Origin of the sequence: Ramlibacter sp. 2FC (genome assembly GCF_005503345.1) — a bacterium.
In the GTDB taxonomy this organism is placed as follows: domain Bacteria; phylum Pseudomonadota; class Gammaproteobacteria; order Burkholderiales; family Burkholderiaceae_C; genus SCMQ01.
Map to the genome: position 1 here is coordinate 47723 of NZ_SCMM01000012.1, position 15489 is coordinate 63211.

Genomic DNA, 15489 nt, shown 5'->3' on the forward strand with positions numbered 1-15489 from the left:
TACGGTGCCGCCCGGGCGGCACACACAGGATTGTCATGGCCATTGTCCAACCGGGTTCCTTTCTGACCCTGCATTACCGCCTCGCCGGTCCGCAGGGCGACATCATCAACACCTTTGCCGACAAGCCGGCCACGCTGTCGCTGGGCACGGGCGAGCTCTCGCCCGCCGTCGAGCAGCGCCTGCTGGGCCTGGAGGAGGGCGAGCACGCCACCTTCGAGATCCCGGCCGGCGAGGCCTTCGGCGAGCGCAACGCCGACATGCAGCAATGGGTGGCGCGCAAGCTGCTCGACGAGCTGGGCGACCCCGACGAGCGCTACACGGTCGGCGACGTGGTGCAGTTCCCCACGCCCGACGGCCTGGGCTCCTACGCCGGCGCGGTGCAGCAGGTGCGCGAGGACGGCGCGGTGCTGTTCGACTTCAACCACCCGCTGGCGGGCCAGCCCGTGACCTTCGAAGTGCGGCTCATCGGGGTGCTGTGATGATCAAGCCCCAGGAGCTTCTGCTGGCCGAACCGCGCGGCTTCTGCGCCGGCGTGGACCGCGCGATCGAGATCGTCGAGCGCGCGCTGGCCAAGTTCGGCCGCCCGATCTACGTGCGCCACGAGATCGTGCACAACACCTACGTGGTGAACGACCTCAAGGCCAAGGGCGCGATCTTCATCGAGGATCTGGCCGAGGTGCCGCCCGGCGCCACGCTGGTGTTCTCCGCCCATGGCGTGAGCCGGGCCGTGCAGGCCGAGGCCCAGGCGCGCGGCTTTCGCATCTTCGACGCCACCTGCCCGCTGGTGACCAAGGTCCATGTCGAGGTGGCCAAGCTGCACCGCGAGGGCTACGAGTTCATCATGATCGGCCACAAGGGCCATCCCGAGGTCGAGGGCACGATGGGCCAGCTCGACAGCGGCATCCACCTGGTCGAGGACGTGGCCGACGTGGCGCGCGTGCAGCCGGCGCAGACCGAGAAGCTGGCCGTGGTCACGCAGACCACGCTGAGCGTGGACGACGCGGCCGACATCGCGGCGGCCGTGCGCGCGCGCTTCCCGAAGGTGCGCGAGCCCAAGCAGCAGGACATCTGCTACGCCACGCAGAACCGCCAGGACGCGGTCAAGCTGCTGAGCCCGCAGGTGGACCTGGTGATCGTGGTCGGCAGCCCCACCAGCTCCAACAGCAACCGCCTGCGCGAGGTCGCGCGCAAGCTGGGCACCGAGAGCTACATGGTCGACAGCGCCGACGAGCTGCAGCCGGCCTGGTTCGAGGGCAAGCTGCGCGTGGGCCTGACGGCCGGCGCCTCGGCGCCCGAGATCCTGGTGCGCCAGGTGGTCGAGCGCATCAAGGCGCTGGGTGCGGTGTCGGTGCGCAGGATGGACGGCATCGCCGAGACCATGAAGTTCCCGCTGCCCAAGGGCCTCAAGCTCGAAGGGGGCGACGAGGCGCCGCTGGCGCACCTGCGCTGAGCGGTCGGGGAGGGGCGTTCCGGCTGGCTCTTAAAATCGCCGGATGCTAGACATCCTTCTCCTTCGCAAAGACCTGGACGCCGCCGTCGCGCGGCTCGAGACCCGCAAGAAGCCGCAGGCCTTCCTCGACGTGGCGGCCTTCCGCACGCTGGAGGCCGAGCGCAAGAGCCTGCAGACCCGCACCGAGGAACTGCAGAGCCAGCGCAACAGCCTGAGCAAGCAGATCGGTCAGCGCAAGGCCAAGGGCGAGAGCACCGACGACATCATGGCGGCCGTGGCCGCGCTCAAGACCGAGCTCGACAACTCGGCCCAGCGGCTGGAGGCCATCCAGTCCGAGCTGCAGGCCCTGCTGCTGGCCGTGCCCAACCTGCCGCACGAGAGCGTGCCCATCGGCGCCGACGAGGCGGGCAATGTCGAGCTGCGCCGCTGGGGCAGCCCGCGCAGCTTCGACTTCGCGCTGCGCGACCATGTGGAGATCGGCGAGGGCCTGGGCCTGGACTTCGACACCGGCGTCAAGCTCGCCGGCTCGCGCTTCAGCTTCATGCGCGGCACTATCGCGCGCCTGCACCGCGCCCTGGCCCAGTTCATGCTGGACGTGCAGACCCAGGAGCATGGCTACACCGAGTGCTACACGCCCTACATCGTCAACGCCGAGACGCTGCGCGGCACCGGCCAGCTGCCCAAGTTCGAGGCCGACCTGTTCGCGGTCAAGAAGGGCGGCCAGGAAGGCGAGGCCCAGCCCGACACCCAGGCCCTGTACCTGATCCCCACCTCCGAGGTCACGCTGACCAACCTGGTGCGGGGCGAGATCGTCGCCGAGGCCGAGCTGCCGATCAGGCTCACCGCCCACACGCCCTGCTTCCGCTCCGAGGCCGGCAGCGCCGGGCGCGACACGCGCGGCATGATCCGCCAGCACCAGTTCGACAAGGTCGAGATGGTGCAGATCGTGCACCCCGACAAGAGCTACGAGGCGCTGGAGGACATGACGCGCCACGCCGAGGCCATCCTGCAAAAGCTGGGCCTGCCCTACCGCGTGGTGTCGCTCTGCACCGGCGACATGGGCTTCGGCGCGGCCAAGACCTACGACCTCGAGGTCTGGGTGCCGGCGCAGGGCACCTACCGCGAGATCAGCTCGGTTTCCAACTGCGAGGCCTTCCAGGCGCGCCGCCTGCAGGCCCGCTTCAAGAATGCCCAGGGCAAGAACGAGCTGGTGCACACCCTCAACGGCTCGGGCCTGGCCGTGGGCCGTGCGCTGGTGGCGGTCTTGGAAAACTATCAGCGCGCGGACGGCAGCGTCGATGTGCCCGAGGTGCTGCGCCCCTACCTGGGTGGCCTGGAGCGGCTCGGCGGCTGAGGCTCTCCGGACCTCTGCTAGAATCCCGGATTCGACACACAGGAGAGGTGGCAGAGTGGTCGAATGCGCCGGACTCGAAATCCGGTATACGGTTTCACCGTATCGAGGGTTCGAATCCCTCCTTCTCCGCCAAGAATAAGGCCCCGATGCTATTGTACAAATAGCACGGGGCCTTCCAGTTTGTGCCCCGAGGGCTCCATGTAGTCACCATGTAGCCACCGGCGCCGGTTGCATCATTTGGCGTTCATGCCAGCCATCACATCCGGCTTGTCCGGCTCCGCGTTGGCTGCGAACTGCACACCGGCCTGACCCAGCATCCAGGTTTCGATCTTTGTGTGCCATAGCCGCAGCAGGTCGAGTGGGCGGGCGCGGTAGTGCCGCTCGGCGGTGGCGCTTGGCTTGTGCCCCATCAGTTGGGCCACCACACCGGCAGGGCACTCCACCCATTCGGCAAGGGTGCCAAACGAGCGGCGCAAGCCATGCAGGCTGATGTGAGGCAAGCCTGCGGCGGCGAGGGCACGGCGGTGGTTGTAAGCGGCGTTGTGTGCCATCGTGGGCGCGGTGGCGCCGAAAACCCAGTCGCCACGACGTGGCAGCATTGCCAGCAGGTGGCCAAGGTAGGGCGGGCACGGGATGACTCGCTGGCCCTCCACCTTATCGCGGACAGTCAGACTTCCACCGAACGGAAAATTCACGTCCTCCCAGCGCATGCCGGCAATCTCTCCCTTGCGCGCCCCGGTCAGCAGAAGAGCCTGGAGATAGACGCTGGCGTACACGTTCATGTCGGCCATGACGGCCTCGAACCAAGCCGGTAGGTGCTCTCGCTGCAGCGCGTCCTGCTTGGGAGCTTGCCGCCGCACCAGTCGGCGCACGTCCTTGGGCTTGTGGGCCTCGGAGTGGGCAATGGCGCCATAGGTCGGGTGCTCGGCGCATCAGTTCAGAAAGGCACGCAGCAGGCGAAAGGCCAGGGCGGCTCGGGCTGGGCGTTTCAGGGTTTCCGTTTTCAGCCATTCGCTCACGGTCCGCGCGTCGATCTTCACCAGGGGGCGGGCCAGCAGGGCATGCAGCGGCCCTGGTGCAGCGGTGCCTTTGCCCCGCTTGAAGGGCTGGCCGCCGGCATTGCTCATGGCTTCATGGTCGGCGACATGCCGGGCGCTCCACGAACCACGGCTGGTGAACCCCATCTCCTGCCCCTCTCTGACATAGTCGGCCCAGGCATCAAGCCCCAAGAGGTTCAGGCGGTTGATCTCATCGTGCTCACTTTGGCGACGGGCTTCCTGTTCTGCTCGCTCCTGGCGTTCAACCGCACGCGGGTCCTTGCCCATGTCCAGCATGGTCTGGAGGCGGCGGGCTTCTTTGCGGGCATCATCGATGTTCCAGACTCGTACGTCGCCGATGGTTCTGCGAATGGTCTCCCGGTTCTGCTTGCCTTCGAAGATGAACGACTTGGAGCCGGCGGGGGTGACTCGCACGCGCAGGCCTGGTGCCCGCGCGTCGCGGAGGAATGCCTGTGTCTTTCCAGACGGACAGATCAGGCGTGCGATTGCACCAGTGGTAGGGGCGCAGCGTGGCCTGCAGGCCGGCCGGCGCGGGCACCTCGCCGGCCTCGACGAGTTGCTGCACGATGCGCTGCGCCCGGGCATCGAGCCGGACCGCCGCGCCACCATACTCGCCGGCCAGGGCCACGCGCATCAGCTCGGCGGCGTCGAGCCTGGGCGGCTTGTCCAACTGTGCGCGCAGACGCTCGATCTGCGCCGGGTCGAGGTAGACGTACTCGCCTTTGAAGCGCACGATGCCGGTGGCCTTCTTGACCAGACGCTCGAACTCCGCACGCGAGACCAACCGGTCTCCGATGGCCACCTTCCAATCGAAAGCGAAGATGTCGCCGGCCTTGAGGAAGCTCGGCGCGCCGCCGACGCTGCCCTTGACTTGCATTGACAAGCGGGGGCGTAACAATCGGTCCAGCGCCTTGGGCAGGAGCGCGCGCATGCCCAGCAGGCGCACCACCGGCAAGGTGTCGAACAGGAACCCCGGCAGCTCGGCGGGCGCCAGGACCAGCGGCGCGGCGGCACCGCTGCGCACATGCTCGGCGAGCGGCGGGAAGAACTCCGCCAGCACCGACACCTGCTGCAGGATGCCGTAACGCGCCTTGGCCCACCGTGCTTCGCCCAGCACGGCCGACAGGGCTACGGGGCGCTCCAGCGCGGCAGCGCCGCGCTCGACAGCGAGCGTCAGCGCGAAGTCGCCCGTTGCGCTCTCCTCCAGGCACAGCAGGGGCGCATGGTCGTGCCAGTACATCTGGATGACAGGACGCTGCCGTCCCGCTCAGTGGCCGTGGAGCTTTTCCTGCAGCCAGACCTTGATGAGCGACTGGTAAGGCACGTCGCGCGCATTGGCCGCCGCCTTGATCGAGGCGAGCAGGTGCTGCGGCAGGCGCAGCGAAATGGTCTTCGTCGTGGGCTTGAGGTTCGGCAAGGCCACCTTGCGGGCCTTCGACCAGTCCACGTAGTCGGTGGAATCGTGACTTTCCCAGAAGGCGCGCTCTTCGGCCTCGTTCGCGAACTTGGGAACGGTCTTAGTCGGCTTGTTCATAAACGGCTCGCTCCTTTCGGTGCATGTCCCTGGCTGAGATCACCCGGATCAAGGTGCCTGCCTGGCGCAAGGTGAACGTGATGTGCAATCGCCGACCCTCGTCGGTTCGGCCCAACGCATGCAAGCGGGGCTCCACCCGACTGTGCGCGGCATCCTCCAGCATCAGCAGCGGTGCATTGAAAAAGACTTGCTCCACCTCGGCCGTCGAGACCCCGTGCTTGTCATTTTTGCGGGCATTCCCGTCATCCCAGTCGAAGCCCGAGATCTGATCCAAGTCAACCATTTCCGTATATTACTAACATATACAAATACCTGCCAGAGCGACTGCCAGCACAGTTCAGAGGCGGGCAACAACAAGGTGCGCCAAGTCAAGTGAATCACATTTCCTGCGCCCCAGGATGGCGTCCAAAGTCAATCAATTCCGCCTCATGCACCGCGCCGAGGTCGTGCGCATCGAGGGCGCGAGTCCTATCGCGCCAAGGAAGCGCAGGAGCGGCTGGCCGCGCGTGCCAGGCGGCGCTCGGGCAAGGCCGGCAAGGAAACGCCATGACCCGGCGCGACGCACCACCACCACCGCTGCCGACGCACGGGTCGCCCGAACAGGCGCTGGCCGTCTTCGAGTGCCTGCACGCGCTGCGCGAGCAGCTGCTGCCGCAGCGGCCGATGTCCGACTTCGATCCCAACGGTCCGTTCTGATCGCTGCAAGGACAGCCTCAGAACGGCGTGAAGTCGAGCGTGTTGAATCGCTTCTGCGGCGGTGTCAGCGAAGGCCCGGCCTTGTCGGGCGAAATTTGCAGGGCGTTGCTACGGGACATCGGTCAGTTCCAGCTGCACAAGCCCGCCATTGTCGTTCATCGCTGCCCATCGACATCCGCCGGCAGCGCAAACCGCATCCTCGCCGCCGAATAGATGCGGATCCAAACCGCCGCCAACAGGTCTGATGGAAAAACACCGGAAGGTGGCGAAAATGAAGAAAAAGACGGACGGCTGAAGATTCTTCTTCTGTGCAGGCCCCGGATTGGGGTCGGCAAGCGCCTGAGCTGGCTCTGAAGAAAAATTCTTCATGCGGCGCATATCTGAGGATAATTCTTAAATGCTGAAGATTTTTCCGCAAATGGGAGTTCGCTTGACATGAGCACCGTGGGCTACGCCTGGATCCAGAACGCTGTGGAAGCCCCGGATTTCCTGGGCACCCAACAGGCGCGCCTGGCACCGGTCAACCGCATCGAACGACTGCCCGAGGGGGCCTTGCTCGTCCCGCACAAGCTGGCCCCGGCGCAAGGTCTGCTGCCACAGGCCCTGTTTGCCATCAAGCATGAAGGGGTCCGGCTGGATTTGTTGGCTGCGGCCTTGCACCGTATCCCGCCTGACCAGCTGGTTGATCTGGTTAGGGCGGCGCCGAACGGGGTCTACACACGCAAGCTCTGTCACCTGTGGGAGGGCTTGCATCGACAGCGTCTGCCTGGCCTGGGCGATCCGGGCGTGGCCGCCGCCTATGTGCCCTTGTTTGACCCGGGAGACTATATCGTCGGTGCGCCGCACCGCGATGCGCGCTGGCGCGTCGAGTTCAATGGGCTGGGCGATCTGTCGTTTTGCCCCATGGTGCGCAAGACGCCTGAGCTGACGCGACTGCTGCAGAAAGACATCCTGGGTCAGGTGCAGGCATTTGCCGATGGCATTGGCGAAGCGATGCTGGAGCGCGCCCTCTCCTGGGCCTACCTGAGCGAAACCGAAGGCTCGTTCGCCATCGAGGGTGAAACGCCCAGCCAGGACAAGGCAGCGCTGTTCGCAGGTCTGCTCAAGCAGGCGCATGAGCGGCGGCCCTTGACGGAAGGCCTGTTGGTCGAGCTGCAGAACGCAGCCATTTCCAACCCCTTTGACAAGGCGGTGCAGTTTCGTGTCGAGCAGAACCGCCTGCAAAAGGACGCTCCGGATGCCGCGGGTGTGACCTATGTGCCGCCCTGGCCCGACCTGGCTGTGGAGTTGATGGACAAGCTGATGGCCCTGGGCAACCATCGGCCCCAGCACCTTGACCCTCTGGTGCACGCGGCCGTGGTGTCGTTTGCCTTCGTGCTCATCCACCCCTTCATGGACGGCAATGGTCGCCTGTCGCGTTTCCTGATGCACCACTGCCTGGGGCAATCCGGGCGCTTGCCGCCGCAGTTCCTGCTGCCCATTTCCGTGGCGATGAAGAAGCACGAGGCGCAGTACCTGCAGGCGCTGACTTCATTCAGCAGGCCCGCCCGGCAGCTGTGCGGTGTCAGCTGGGCAGGCGATGAGCATTACAGCTACGAGTGGGCGGAGGGCGCCGACGCCTGGTTCCGATACATGGATCTGACCGGTTGCGCCGAGTTTGCGCTGCGCATGGCAGAGGCGGCGCTGGACACGCACCTGCGACAGGAAGTCGACTTCCTGGGCCTGTTCGACCGTGTCGCCCGCTTCATCAACGATCGCTACGATTTGAGAAGCAGCGACCTCACCACCTTGATCGTCACCATCTTTCAGAACGGCGGCAAGTTGTCGAACAGACGCCGCAAGCGGTTCGCGGAGCGCGTTCCGGATCATGTGCTGGATGCCGTCGAGATGGCGGTGAGCCGCGCCATGCAGGGGCTGCCGCTGACCGAAGACGAAGACGAAGGCCAAGACTGACAAAGCAGTAAAGGGAGTGGCTGGTGGCCTTGCACCTCGAAGTGGAATTCGAAAACGACATGCACCACAGCAAGGGTGCTAGGCAGCGCCTGCGCTTTACCAAGTCCGGTGAGGCGAAGCTCGAGCAGGCCTACGCGACACATTTCGTCTGGCCGGGCGGTGGCCCGTTCCACCTGCCCAGGCCAGGGAAGTCCCGAGAATGACTGGCAGCCCTTCGGATTTGGCGAAGATACGCCTCTCGCTGCGCCAGCTGAGCCGCGGCGAGCCCCTCATCATTGCCGAGCGGGCAGCTGCGTTGGTGCCGAGTGCCGCCTTGCCCGCGCTGCTGGGTGACTTCGTGCAGATCGAGGTCCCCGGGAACGCGACGACAGACGCGCCCTCCTTGCTTGATGAGGTGCGCGAGTTTCATGCGAACAGCATGAGCGGCGCCTACTACGAGAGTTTCGCCGTCAACGGCCGGAACTGCACGCAGAGGTCCAAGGGGACAGATGCATTTATCGCCGAGTTTGACCGGCTTGTGAGCAAGTGCATCAGCGAAGCAGACACCGGCCCGCAGCCTGCGGTGCGGGAGGCATTCGAGCTCCTCTTCGGTCTGCTGCGGCATATCGACGAGGGACACGACGACCTGATCTTCTTCGCCGACGAGGGCAGCGCCCGGGATGTCGGCGTGCACTGGCGTGCGGCGTTCCCAGCCTACTTTCGGTGCCTGGCCGAGACCGCCGCGGCCGAGGCGTTCGCACGGATTGTCGACCAAGCGATCACGCACTTCGCCGGCCATGATCGGCGCCACCACATGGCGCAAGCTTGGCGTGTCGCCACCGCTGCGCAACAGGCAGCGCTCACCGCACTTGCCCCGGCCCAGCGGTGACTGGGCCCGCCCGCAACCAAGTTCAAAGCCATCCCGGTGCGACCATGCATGAAACGCCTGACCTCAAGGTATTCATTCCTACCGGCGAATCCAGCTGCGACGACTGTGGCCAGAAGCTCGGACACCACGCGTGGATCACCCTGGCCGGGGAGCGCGGCGCCCTTTGCCTGTCCTGCGCTGACCTCGACCACCTCGTTTTCCTGCCACCCGGGAACGCCGCCCTGACCCGTCGGGCACGAACGCACTCCACGCTGTCCGCTGTAGTTCTCAAGTGGAGCCGCGCCCGCCAGCGTTACGAGCGACAGGGTGTTCTGGTCGAGGAAGCCGGACTTGCGCGGGCCGAAGCGGAGTGCCTGGCCGATGCTGACGCGCGCGCACGTCATCGAGAGCGCGAGGCGCAGCGGCGCGCGGATTTCGACCAAGAGTACATCGAGCGTTTTGCGCAGCGAGTGCGTCAGTTGTTTCCGAGCTGCCCCGCCGGAACAGAGCACACCGTCGCAGAACACGCCTGCCTCAAGTACAGCAGACGGGTGGGGCGCTCGGCCGCCGCAAAGGATCTCGAGGAAGATGCCGTACGCCTTGCTGTGCTTGCACACATCCGCCACGCCAAGACCCCATACGATCAGTTCCTCGCCGCCGGCCAGGATAGGCACGAAGCCCGCCGGCAGGTCAAGGACCAGGTTCATTCCGTCCTGTACCAATGGCAGCTACGCTCGGACGTCGCAGGGCAGCAAACGGGTAGTCCAAGAGCGTGCTGAGCCGACCGATGCCGCTCTGAGATCCAGTCCTGGTCTTGTGGGGCGGCGCACCGGCCATCACGCACCGCGAACGCGGCGAGTCACGCGCTAGCACCCAATGGTCGGGAGGTGACTGTGGCGGGCGCCGGATTCCCGGCTGCACAGGTTGGACTCCCCACGTCGGGGACGGGCGGTGAGGACGATCGCTCATATCACGACGACCTCCCGCCTCGGTTGCCTGGGTCGGAATCCAAAAATCAGCCGCCCGCGGCGCCAGCACTCACTCTCACCGATTCGTCCTATCTGCTGGGGTACAACCTGGGGTACACCAAACCGACCAGCGGCAATCCGGAATCTGCAGCTTCACACCACAGACAATCGGGCCGCCGAGCGGGATTCTCCGCGCTTCGCCAGGATGCGCCAGGCGTCGCTCCGGCCACACGCGCGGCCGTCAGTGAGCCCGATCGAGCTCACTCGAAGTCAGAGCGCTTGAACCGCGCGATCTGCTTGGCATGCGCGCGCTGGCGCATACAGGTTGCGGCGACGACCTCCTTGAATCGCTGCGCTACCGGCCTGGGCACCGCGTGTTGGCCCATCTCGGCCAGCAGGTCATCCATGGCGGCGAGCGCCTTGTCGGCCAGGGCACCGAGTTCGTGCGCCACCAGTCTGAACGGCAGCTTGCAGAGGTACGCGAAATGTGCCCACTCATAGGGGGTCAACTGGTCTTCCGAGAAGGCATCCCCGATGGCCATCGCGTACGAATGTCCGAAGCCGGCGTCCAGCGCTTCCATGCAGACCAGGTCGTATGCCGGGGCCAGGCGAAGGCCCTGCCGATCACAGAAGAACGAAACGTTCTTGCCGTGCGCGTCCGTGTTGCCGATAAGGACCTGGAAGATCGCCCAGCGCAGCAGACCCAGCCTGTCCACCGCGGGCACCGGACTGTGGTCAATCAGCGCGAAGAGCTTGGGGAGGCTCACGCCGTCCCGCAGGTGGGCGACTTCAGGGGCGTCTCCGTACGCCCGCTCGTACTTCATCGCCACAGCCAGGCCCAAGGCCTGGCAGCCGTCCACGATATGAAGGCGCCTGACTTCGTCCCCGACTTCGACGCGGTCGAAGCGCCTCACCAGCAGAACCGGCTCCGGGACGTAGACAAGCCGCGTCTGCGCAACCTCCAGCCCGACACGACGCGCCAGTTGCATGCTCATGTGTTCGTTGGCCGGCAGGCTCGCAAGCTGCTCGCGCACCGGGACCGGCTTCACGATCTGAGTTGAAGCGAGCCTCCCGCCTTCGACGAGGTACCACCTGCCCTCGCGCTCGTACACGGCAATCTTGTCTTGGTAGCCCGCAATGGAGAGACGTACCTTTCCATCCCAGACCGAGAACGGAAGGTTCTCGCGTTCCCGAATGCGCTGCGAGAGCTGGGCCGGCGTGACCTCGCGAAGCTCGGCCTCGGCCGCCACGTCCGCCCTCTGGCCGGTGAGGGTGACGCGCAATGCCCCGGCGGTTTCCTTGCCGAGGTGCACCAGCAGCCCGACGAGGTTGGAGCGTGCCGTGCCGGCCGCCTGTGCCGCATGGTCGAGGGCTTCTCCTTCCGGGAGGAGATTCTCGAAAAACTGCCGAACCTGGGCGCTGTGCTGTTCCGCTGTTTCACCCTCGGGCCGCTGCAACGGGATCTGCGGACTCAGGGGAAAGCGATGCTCTGCCTTTCGCCAATCGGCTGTGTAGTCGAAGCGGAACCGGTTGGCTTGGGGGTCGTGCGCCAGAACACCCACCAACTCATCGCGAATCCAGACATCCAACGTGACCATATCCAATTAGCGACCCGGCGAGGTGCTGCCTTTATTTTCGGCGTCGGGCACCAACGCAGACAAGACGCGGCGCACGGTCTCGCGCTGGCCTGCGGGAACCGCCAGAATGGAGACGCCGAATTCACGAGCCGCGCGCAGGGCGGTTTCCAAGCTGACGCTGCTCTTCGCGGTCTCGAGGTTGATGAGGGTCTGCCGTGCAATGCCCAGCAACAGCGCTGCTTCGCTGAGGGTCATCCCAGCAGCACAGCGCGCGATTCGAATCGACGCCCCGAAAGCCTGGCTGTCGGGCACGACGAGGTCCGTCGGAGGCGGGAGAGGTTTGACGCGTTTCATAAAGACTAGATTTTTAGATTTTATGCCTGTTGCCTAGCTTGGTCAACGGATTAGTCTAGGAATCTAGACTTTATGTGGCAACGCCCAATTTCAACGGGAAAAGTCTAGAATTTTGGACTACTCGAGTGAGCTGCGCGCTGCTGGCGCCGGACATCGAGCAGCTCAAGCAGGCGCTGGCGGCCGGCGCGCACCGTCCGAAGGAAGAGCGGCGCACCGTGCGAGCCTAGCCGACCGTTGCCGCTCTGAGTTTTAGCCATGTTCTCGTGGGACGGCGCATCGGTCATCACGCACGGCGAACGAGGCGAGTCACGCACCGGTAACCAACTGTCGGGTGCTGGCGGTGGCAGGCGCCGGATTCCCGGCTGCACAGGCTGGACTTTCCACGTCGGCGAGGCACAGTGAGGACGATCGCTCATGTCACAACCACCGTCTCGCTTCGGTTGCCTGGATCGGCTGCGGCGAGGCTGGCCCCATCCGCTGCTGGTGCGTGAGATGTGGCATTCTCGCGTCTGGCGTTGCCCTATCGCCCCGAATCCGATTCCCCATGTACATCACCGACGCAAGACACTTTCTTGACGAGAAGGGCGCCATCGCAGCGCGCCGAGGGCCTGCCAAGGCCATGGCTGACTTTCACGCAATGGTGATCGCCTGCGCCAGTGACTTCGACGGCACGGGTGTCATGGCCCCGAGCTGCTTCAAGTGCAAGAAGAGCGCGGTCGAAGCGACGATCGCGCAAGACGACGCCATCCTATGGTCATGCGCAAGGTGCAAGGCGGAGGGTCGGATCTCGAACTGGCAAGGCACGTTGTGGGATCTCAGTGAACGCCCTGATCTTGGCAGCTGACCTCAGGCGGTGAAGCGATGAGCCTGTCCTCCCGCCGGTTTCTCATCGCTCAGGATGGAAGCCTCTATCGCCTGGCGAACACGCTGTTTGACCGGATGCTGCGGGATCCGGATGCCCATGTCTTGCCGGTCTTTGCGGCGCAAAGAGTGCGCATGGCCGACTTGGTCGTCGAGTTGGATGGTCGCGCCCCAGTCCGCGTGCTCCGCAGGACGTTCGCCATGCTGTCTTTCGACGACAAGGGCCGAATTGACTCGGGCAGGTTTGTCAAACAGCAATGGGCCCTTGCCGAATCGGCGCTTGATCCCGCGTTCGATATTTCCGGGAGCGAGCAAAGGGTTCTCGACGCCGCCGCGCGGTTCATTGCACAAGGAGGAACATGGCATCCCTCAGACGCGATGGCCAGCGCCGTCGAAGCGGCTGCACTGGGGCGAATCGCGTGTCGGAGGCTCTAGGAGACGGGCCGGGCAAGCGATCATTATGGGCGGGGTAGTGCCGAACGCCGGCCGCCGATGGCGATCAGGTGTCCTGGCCGGCGCGCGGGACGCGGCGCTCGAGGTTAGTGCGGGCTACGGCGCGATGCGCGTACTCTCTGTTTGGCTTCTCAGCCCCTGAATGCCCCGATTTCGGCGGCCATTCTCAGCCGCCCAATTCCGGGGTACGTCAACGACCGCGCCGCCGTGATCCAGCTCGCAGGCTCAGCGTCCGCTGGGCCGCGCCGTCCGCCTCAGGACCTCCACCTTCTCCGTGACGTTCAAGCCGCTTGATGACACCATCCCGCCAATCCGCGCTGACAGGGTACGAGCCGCGGCGCCCAGCGCCTCGGTCACTTCCGGGATCGACTTTCGCTGCCCCTGGTCAATCCGCTCGGCGTACGGGACTGTCAGTGCGGCCATCGCGCGCCCCTGCGTGTCCAGGATCGGGAAGCTGACGGCATACAGTCCGCGGACCTGTACGCTCGGGATGGATTCATAGCCTGCGGTGCGGATCGAATCGAGAACGCTGTCGATCTGCGGGTCGGCCTGCTCCGGCCGCCGCTGCAGCGACTCCTCGATGCGCAGCTTGCGGGTCTCTTCGTCCTGGAACGCCAGCAGGACGCGCCCGGACGCGGAGATCAGCACGTCGAGTTCCGCGCCGGCACGGACCGCAAATCCCATGCCACTGGGCGTATCGACCTTGCACAGCACCACCTGCTTGCCCTGACCGTAAACCGTGAGGTGGCAAGACTGATCGAGTTCGCCGGCCAGCCTTTGCATGATCGGCGCGGCCTCGAAGAGAAGGCGGTGCGTTGGCGGATTGATGTGAGCCAGCTCGAACAGCTTGGTTGTGATCCCGTAGCAGTTCTCGTCGACGAGGGTCACGTAGTTGCGGTTGACCAGACACGCGACCATCCGGTAGATCTCACCGACGCTGCGGCCCAGGCGCTGGGCGATGTCCTTCTGCGACAAGGGCTGCTCGCTGCGGCAGAGCGTCTCGAGGATATCGAGCCCCTTTTCCAGCGCCGGCGCCGAGTACAACCGACCTTCGGCTTCGGCCACCGTGGCCACTTCATTCCTGTCGTCTTTCATGTCGCGCTCCGATTCATTGCCCACCGCAACATCGGCGTTCCTGGGCTTCGATTCATCCTCGTTATTGTGCGTCAGAGCAGAAGAAAGTCCGGGAACCTGGTGCAGGGAGCAGCTCAGAGACCGGCCGCCGCGGGCGGTTCAAGGCCATGGCCACAAGTCGTGCACCATGCCCGTCTCGCGCGGATGCTCGCCCAGAACCTCGGCCAGCATGTTGCTCTTCTTCTGCGGGACCGTTGACTTCAGTCGACCTTCGCCCCCGACTGCTTGACGATCCGGGCCCATTTCGCGAGTTCCGACTTGGCAAATGCGGCGAACTCTTCGGGGGTGTTGCCGACCGGCTCGGCGCCCAGGCTGGCGAACTGCTCGCGAACGTCCGGCAGGCGGACGATGGCCGCGATCTCGCTGGACAAGCGCTGCACCAGCCCGGCCGGTGTGCCCGCCGGTGCCCACACGCCGTACCAGGTGCTGATGCTGAATTGAGGGAATCCGCTCTCGGCAACTGTAGGCACATCTGGCAACGCCAGGGACCGCCGAGGCGTCGTCACCGCCAACGCGCGGATCGCGCCGGACTTGATGAACGGCATGCTCGAGGGCAACGAGTCGAACATCAGCTGGACCTGCCCACCCACCAAATCCGTCAACGCAGGTGCGCTGCCCTTATACGGCACGTGCAGCATGTCGATGCCGGCGGCGAGCTTGAAGGCCTCACCGGAAAGATGCTGCGACGTCGCGTTGCCCGCCGAGGCAAAGGCGAGCGGTGTCTTGGCAGACTTGGCCAGCGCGACCAGTTCCTTCACCGACCGCGCCGGGACCTTGGGATGCACGGCGAGCACCAGGGGCACATCGGCGAGATTGCTGACGGTCGCGAAGTCGGCAATCGCGTCGTAGCGCGGCTTCGCGTACAGGCTCGGGTTGATCACGTGGATCGACGCGTTGGCCAGCAGCGTGTAGCCGTCTGGCGCAGCTTTCGCGACCATGTCGGCGCCGATCATCCCGCTCGCCCCCGGCTTGTTGTCGACGATGACCTGCTGCTTCAGCTTCTCGGCCAGGCGCGTCGCGACGATGCGAGCGAGCACGTCCGTCGGTCCGCCCGGCGGAAATGGCACGACCAGGCGGATCGGGCGCGACGGATAGTCCTGGGCATGCAAGCCGAATGGGAGTGTGGCGAGGCCGGCGGCTGCCGATTTCAGCAGTTGCCGACGGTCCAGCCAGCGGGCGGGGTGGCCGAAGGGATTTGAGCTCATCATTCAACGGTTCCTTGATGGAGCGCCGGGAGCCGGCGCGAGGTT

General features: G+C 65.4%; 20 protein-coding genes and 1 tRNA gene. 11 read left to right on the top strand and 10 right to left on the bottom strand.

What is annotated here, in order from left to right; genetic code table 11:
• Positions 1–35 precede the first annotated feature (35 nt).
• The 4 genes from FFS10_RS07605 to FFS10_RS07620 all read left to right on the top strand — a co-directional run bounded on the left by FFS10_RS07605 (position 36) and on the right by FFS10_RS07620 (position 2936).
• Positions 36–479, top strand: a complete 444-nt coding sequence (locus tag FFS10_RS07605; RefSeq protein ID WP_137893183.1) for an FKBP-type peptidyl-prolyl cis-trans isomerase — start codon at positions 36–38, stop codon at positions 477–479.
• The gene (gene ispH, locus FFS10_RS07610; RefSeq protein ID WP_137893185.1) at positions 479–1450 is read left to right on the top strand and encodes a 4-hydroxy-3-methylbut-2-enyl diphosphate reductase; all 972 of its coding nucleotides are present in this window, start codon (positions 479–481) and stop codon (positions 1448–1450) included. Before FFS10_RS07605 ends, ispH begins: the two co-directional genes overlap by 1 nt.
• 43 nt (positions 1451–1493) lie before the next feature.
• Positions 1494–2804 (top strand): serine--tRNA ligase, encoded by a 1311-nt coding sequence (serS, locus tag FFS10_RS07615; RefSeq protein ID WP_137893187.1) that lies wholly within the window; start codon positions 1494–1496, stop codon positions 2802–2804.
• A gap of 41 nt (positions 2805–2845) precedes the next feature.
• Positions 2846–2936: transfer RNA gene (locus tag FFS10_RS07620), tRNA-Ser, on the top strand.
• A gap of 101 nt (positions 2937–3037) precedes the next feature.
• On the opposite strand, the gene FFS10_RS23420 is transcribed toward FFS10_RS07620, so the two are convergent.
• The 5 genes from FFS10_RS23420 to FFS10_RS07640 all read right to left on the bottom strand — a co-directional run bounded on the left by FFS10_RS23420 (position 3038) and on the right by FFS10_RS07640 (position 5679).
• Positions 3038–3595: a tyrosine-type recombinase/integrase gene (locus FFS10_RS23420; protein WP_249931199.1), complete on the bottom strand. Its 558-nt coding sequence runs from the start codon at positions 3593–3595 to the stop codon at positions 3038–3040.
• A 141-nt stretch (positions 3596–3736) separates the two neighbouring features.
• Complete coding sequence (locus FFS10_RS23425; RefSeq protein WP_249931200.1) at positions 3737–4276, bottom strand: Arm DNA-binding domain-containing protein; 540 nt, start codon at positions 4274–4276, stop codon at positions 3737–3739.
• Complete coding sequence (locus tag FFS10_RS23430) at positions 4170–5102, bottom strand: SNF2 helicase-associated domain-containing protein (RefSeq protein ID WP_137893189.1); 933 nt, start codon at positions 5100–5102, stop codon at positions 4170–4172. The genes FFS10_RS23425 and FFS10_RS23430 overlap by 107 nt, the downstream gene beginning before the upstream one ends.
• 27 nt (positions 5103–5129) lie before the next feature.
• Entirely contained in the window at positions 5130–5396 is a 267-nt protein-coding gene (locus FFS10_RS07635) for a BrnA antitoxin family protein (RefSeq protein ID WP_137893191.1), read from the bottom strand.
• The gene (locus FFS10_RS07640) at positions 5380–5679 is read right to left on the bottom strand and encodes a BrnT family toxin (protein WP_137893193.1); all 300 of its coding nucleotides are present in this window, start codon (positions 5677–5679) and stop codon (positions 5380–5382) included. Before FFS10_RS07640 ends, FFS10_RS07635 begins: the two co-directional genes overlap by 17 nt.
• Before the next feature lie 263 nt (positions 5680–5942).
• Between FFS10_RS07640 and FFS10_RS22950 the strand changes: the two genes are divergently transcribed.
• Complete coding sequence (locus tag FFS10_RS22950) at positions 5943–6092, top strand: hypothetical protein (RefSeq protein ID WP_171016147.1); 150 nt, start codon at positions 5943–5945, stop codon at positions 6090–6092.
• A gap of 108 nt (positions 6093–6200) precedes the next feature.
• Here the strand turns inward: FFS10_RS22950 and FFS10_RS07645 are convergent, their stop codons facing one another.
• Entirely contained in the window at positions 6201–6461 is a 261-nt protein-coding gene (locus FFS10_RS07645) for a hypothetical protein (RefSeq protein WP_137893195.1), read from the bottom strand.
• A 66-nt stretch (positions 6462–6527) separates the two neighbouring features.
• Here FFS10_RS07645 and FFS10_RS07650 point away from each other — a divergent pair, with 66 nt between their 5' ends.
• The 4 genes from FFS10_RS07650 to FFS10_RS07665 are packed head-to-tail and all read left to right on the top strand — an operon-like array spanning position 6528 to position 9671.
• Complete coding sequence (locus FFS10_RS07650; protein ID WP_249931201.1) at positions 6528–8045, top strand: Fic family protein; 1518 nt, start codon at positions 6528–6530, stop codon at positions 8043–8045.
• Positions 8046–8068: 23 nt separating this feature from the next.
• Positions 8069–8248, top strand: a complete 180-nt coding sequence (locus tag FFS10_RS07655; RefSeq protein ID WP_137893197.1) for a hypothetical protein — start codon at positions 8069–8071, stop codon at positions 8246–8248.
• Entirely contained in the window at positions 8245–8913 is a 669-nt protein-coding gene (locus FFS10_RS07660) for a hypothetical protein (protein WP_137893199.1), read from the top strand. The genes FFS10_RS07655 and FFS10_RS07660 overlap by 4 nt, the downstream gene beginning before the upstream one ends.
• Before the next feature lie 44 nt (positions 8914–8957).
• Positions 8958–9671: a DUF2293 domain-containing protein gene (locus FFS10_RS07665; protein ID WP_137893201.1), complete on the top strand. Its 714-nt coding sequence runs from the start codon at positions 8958–8960 to the stop codon at positions 9669–9671.
• Between the two features lie 449 nt (positions 9672–10120).
• Here the strand turns inward: FFS10_RS07665 and FFS10_RS07670 are convergent, their stop codons facing one another.
• Together FFS10_RS07670 and FFS10_RS07675 are read right to left on the bottom strand one after the other, a co-directional pair.
• A complete protein-coding gene (locus tag FFS10_RS07670; protein WP_137893203.1) occupies positions 10121–11458 on the bottom strand; it encodes a HipA domain-containing protein in 1338 nt (445 codons plus the stop codon).
• 6 nt (positions 11459–11464) lie between these two features.
• A complete protein-coding gene (locus tag FFS10_RS07675) occupies positions 11465–11791 on the bottom strand; it encodes a helix-turn-helix transcriptional regulator (protein ID WP_137893205.1) in 327 nt (108 codons plus the stop codon).
• Between the two features lie 544 nt (positions 11792–12335).
• On the opposite strand from FFS10_RS07675, the gene FFS10_RS07680 reads away from it, so the two are divergent.
• Positions 12336–12635, top strand: a complete 300-nt coding sequence (locus FFS10_RS07680) for a hypothetical protein (protein WP_137893206.1) — start codon at positions 12336–12338, stop codon at positions 12633–12635.
• Positions 12636–12652: 17 nt separating this feature from the next.
• On the top strand, positions 12653–13087 hold the full coding sequence (locus tag FFS10_RS07685; RefSeq protein ID WP_249931202.1) for a hypothetical protein: 435 nt from the start codon (positions 12653–12655) through the stop codon (positions 13085–13087).
• Between the two features lie 243 nt (positions 13088–13330).
• Here FFS10_RS07685 and FFS10_RS07690 read toward each other — a convergent pair whose 3' ends face one another.
• Both FFS10_RS07690 and FFS10_RS07695 read right to left on the bottom strand, forming a co-directional pair.
• On the bottom strand, positions 13331–14200 hold the full coding sequence (locus FFS10_RS07690; RefSeq protein ID WP_137893208.1) for an IclR family transcriptional regulator: 870 nt from the start codon (positions 14198–14200) through the stop codon (positions 13331–13333).
• Positions 14201–14439: 239 nt separating this feature from the next.
• Positions 14440–15447, bottom strand: coding sequence for a Bug family tripartite tricarboxylate transporter substrate binding protein (locus tag FFS10_RS07695; RefSeq protein WP_137893210.1), 1008 nt, complete (start codon positions 15445–15447; stop codon positions 14440–14442).
• Positions 15448–15489 lie beyond the last annotated feature (42 nt).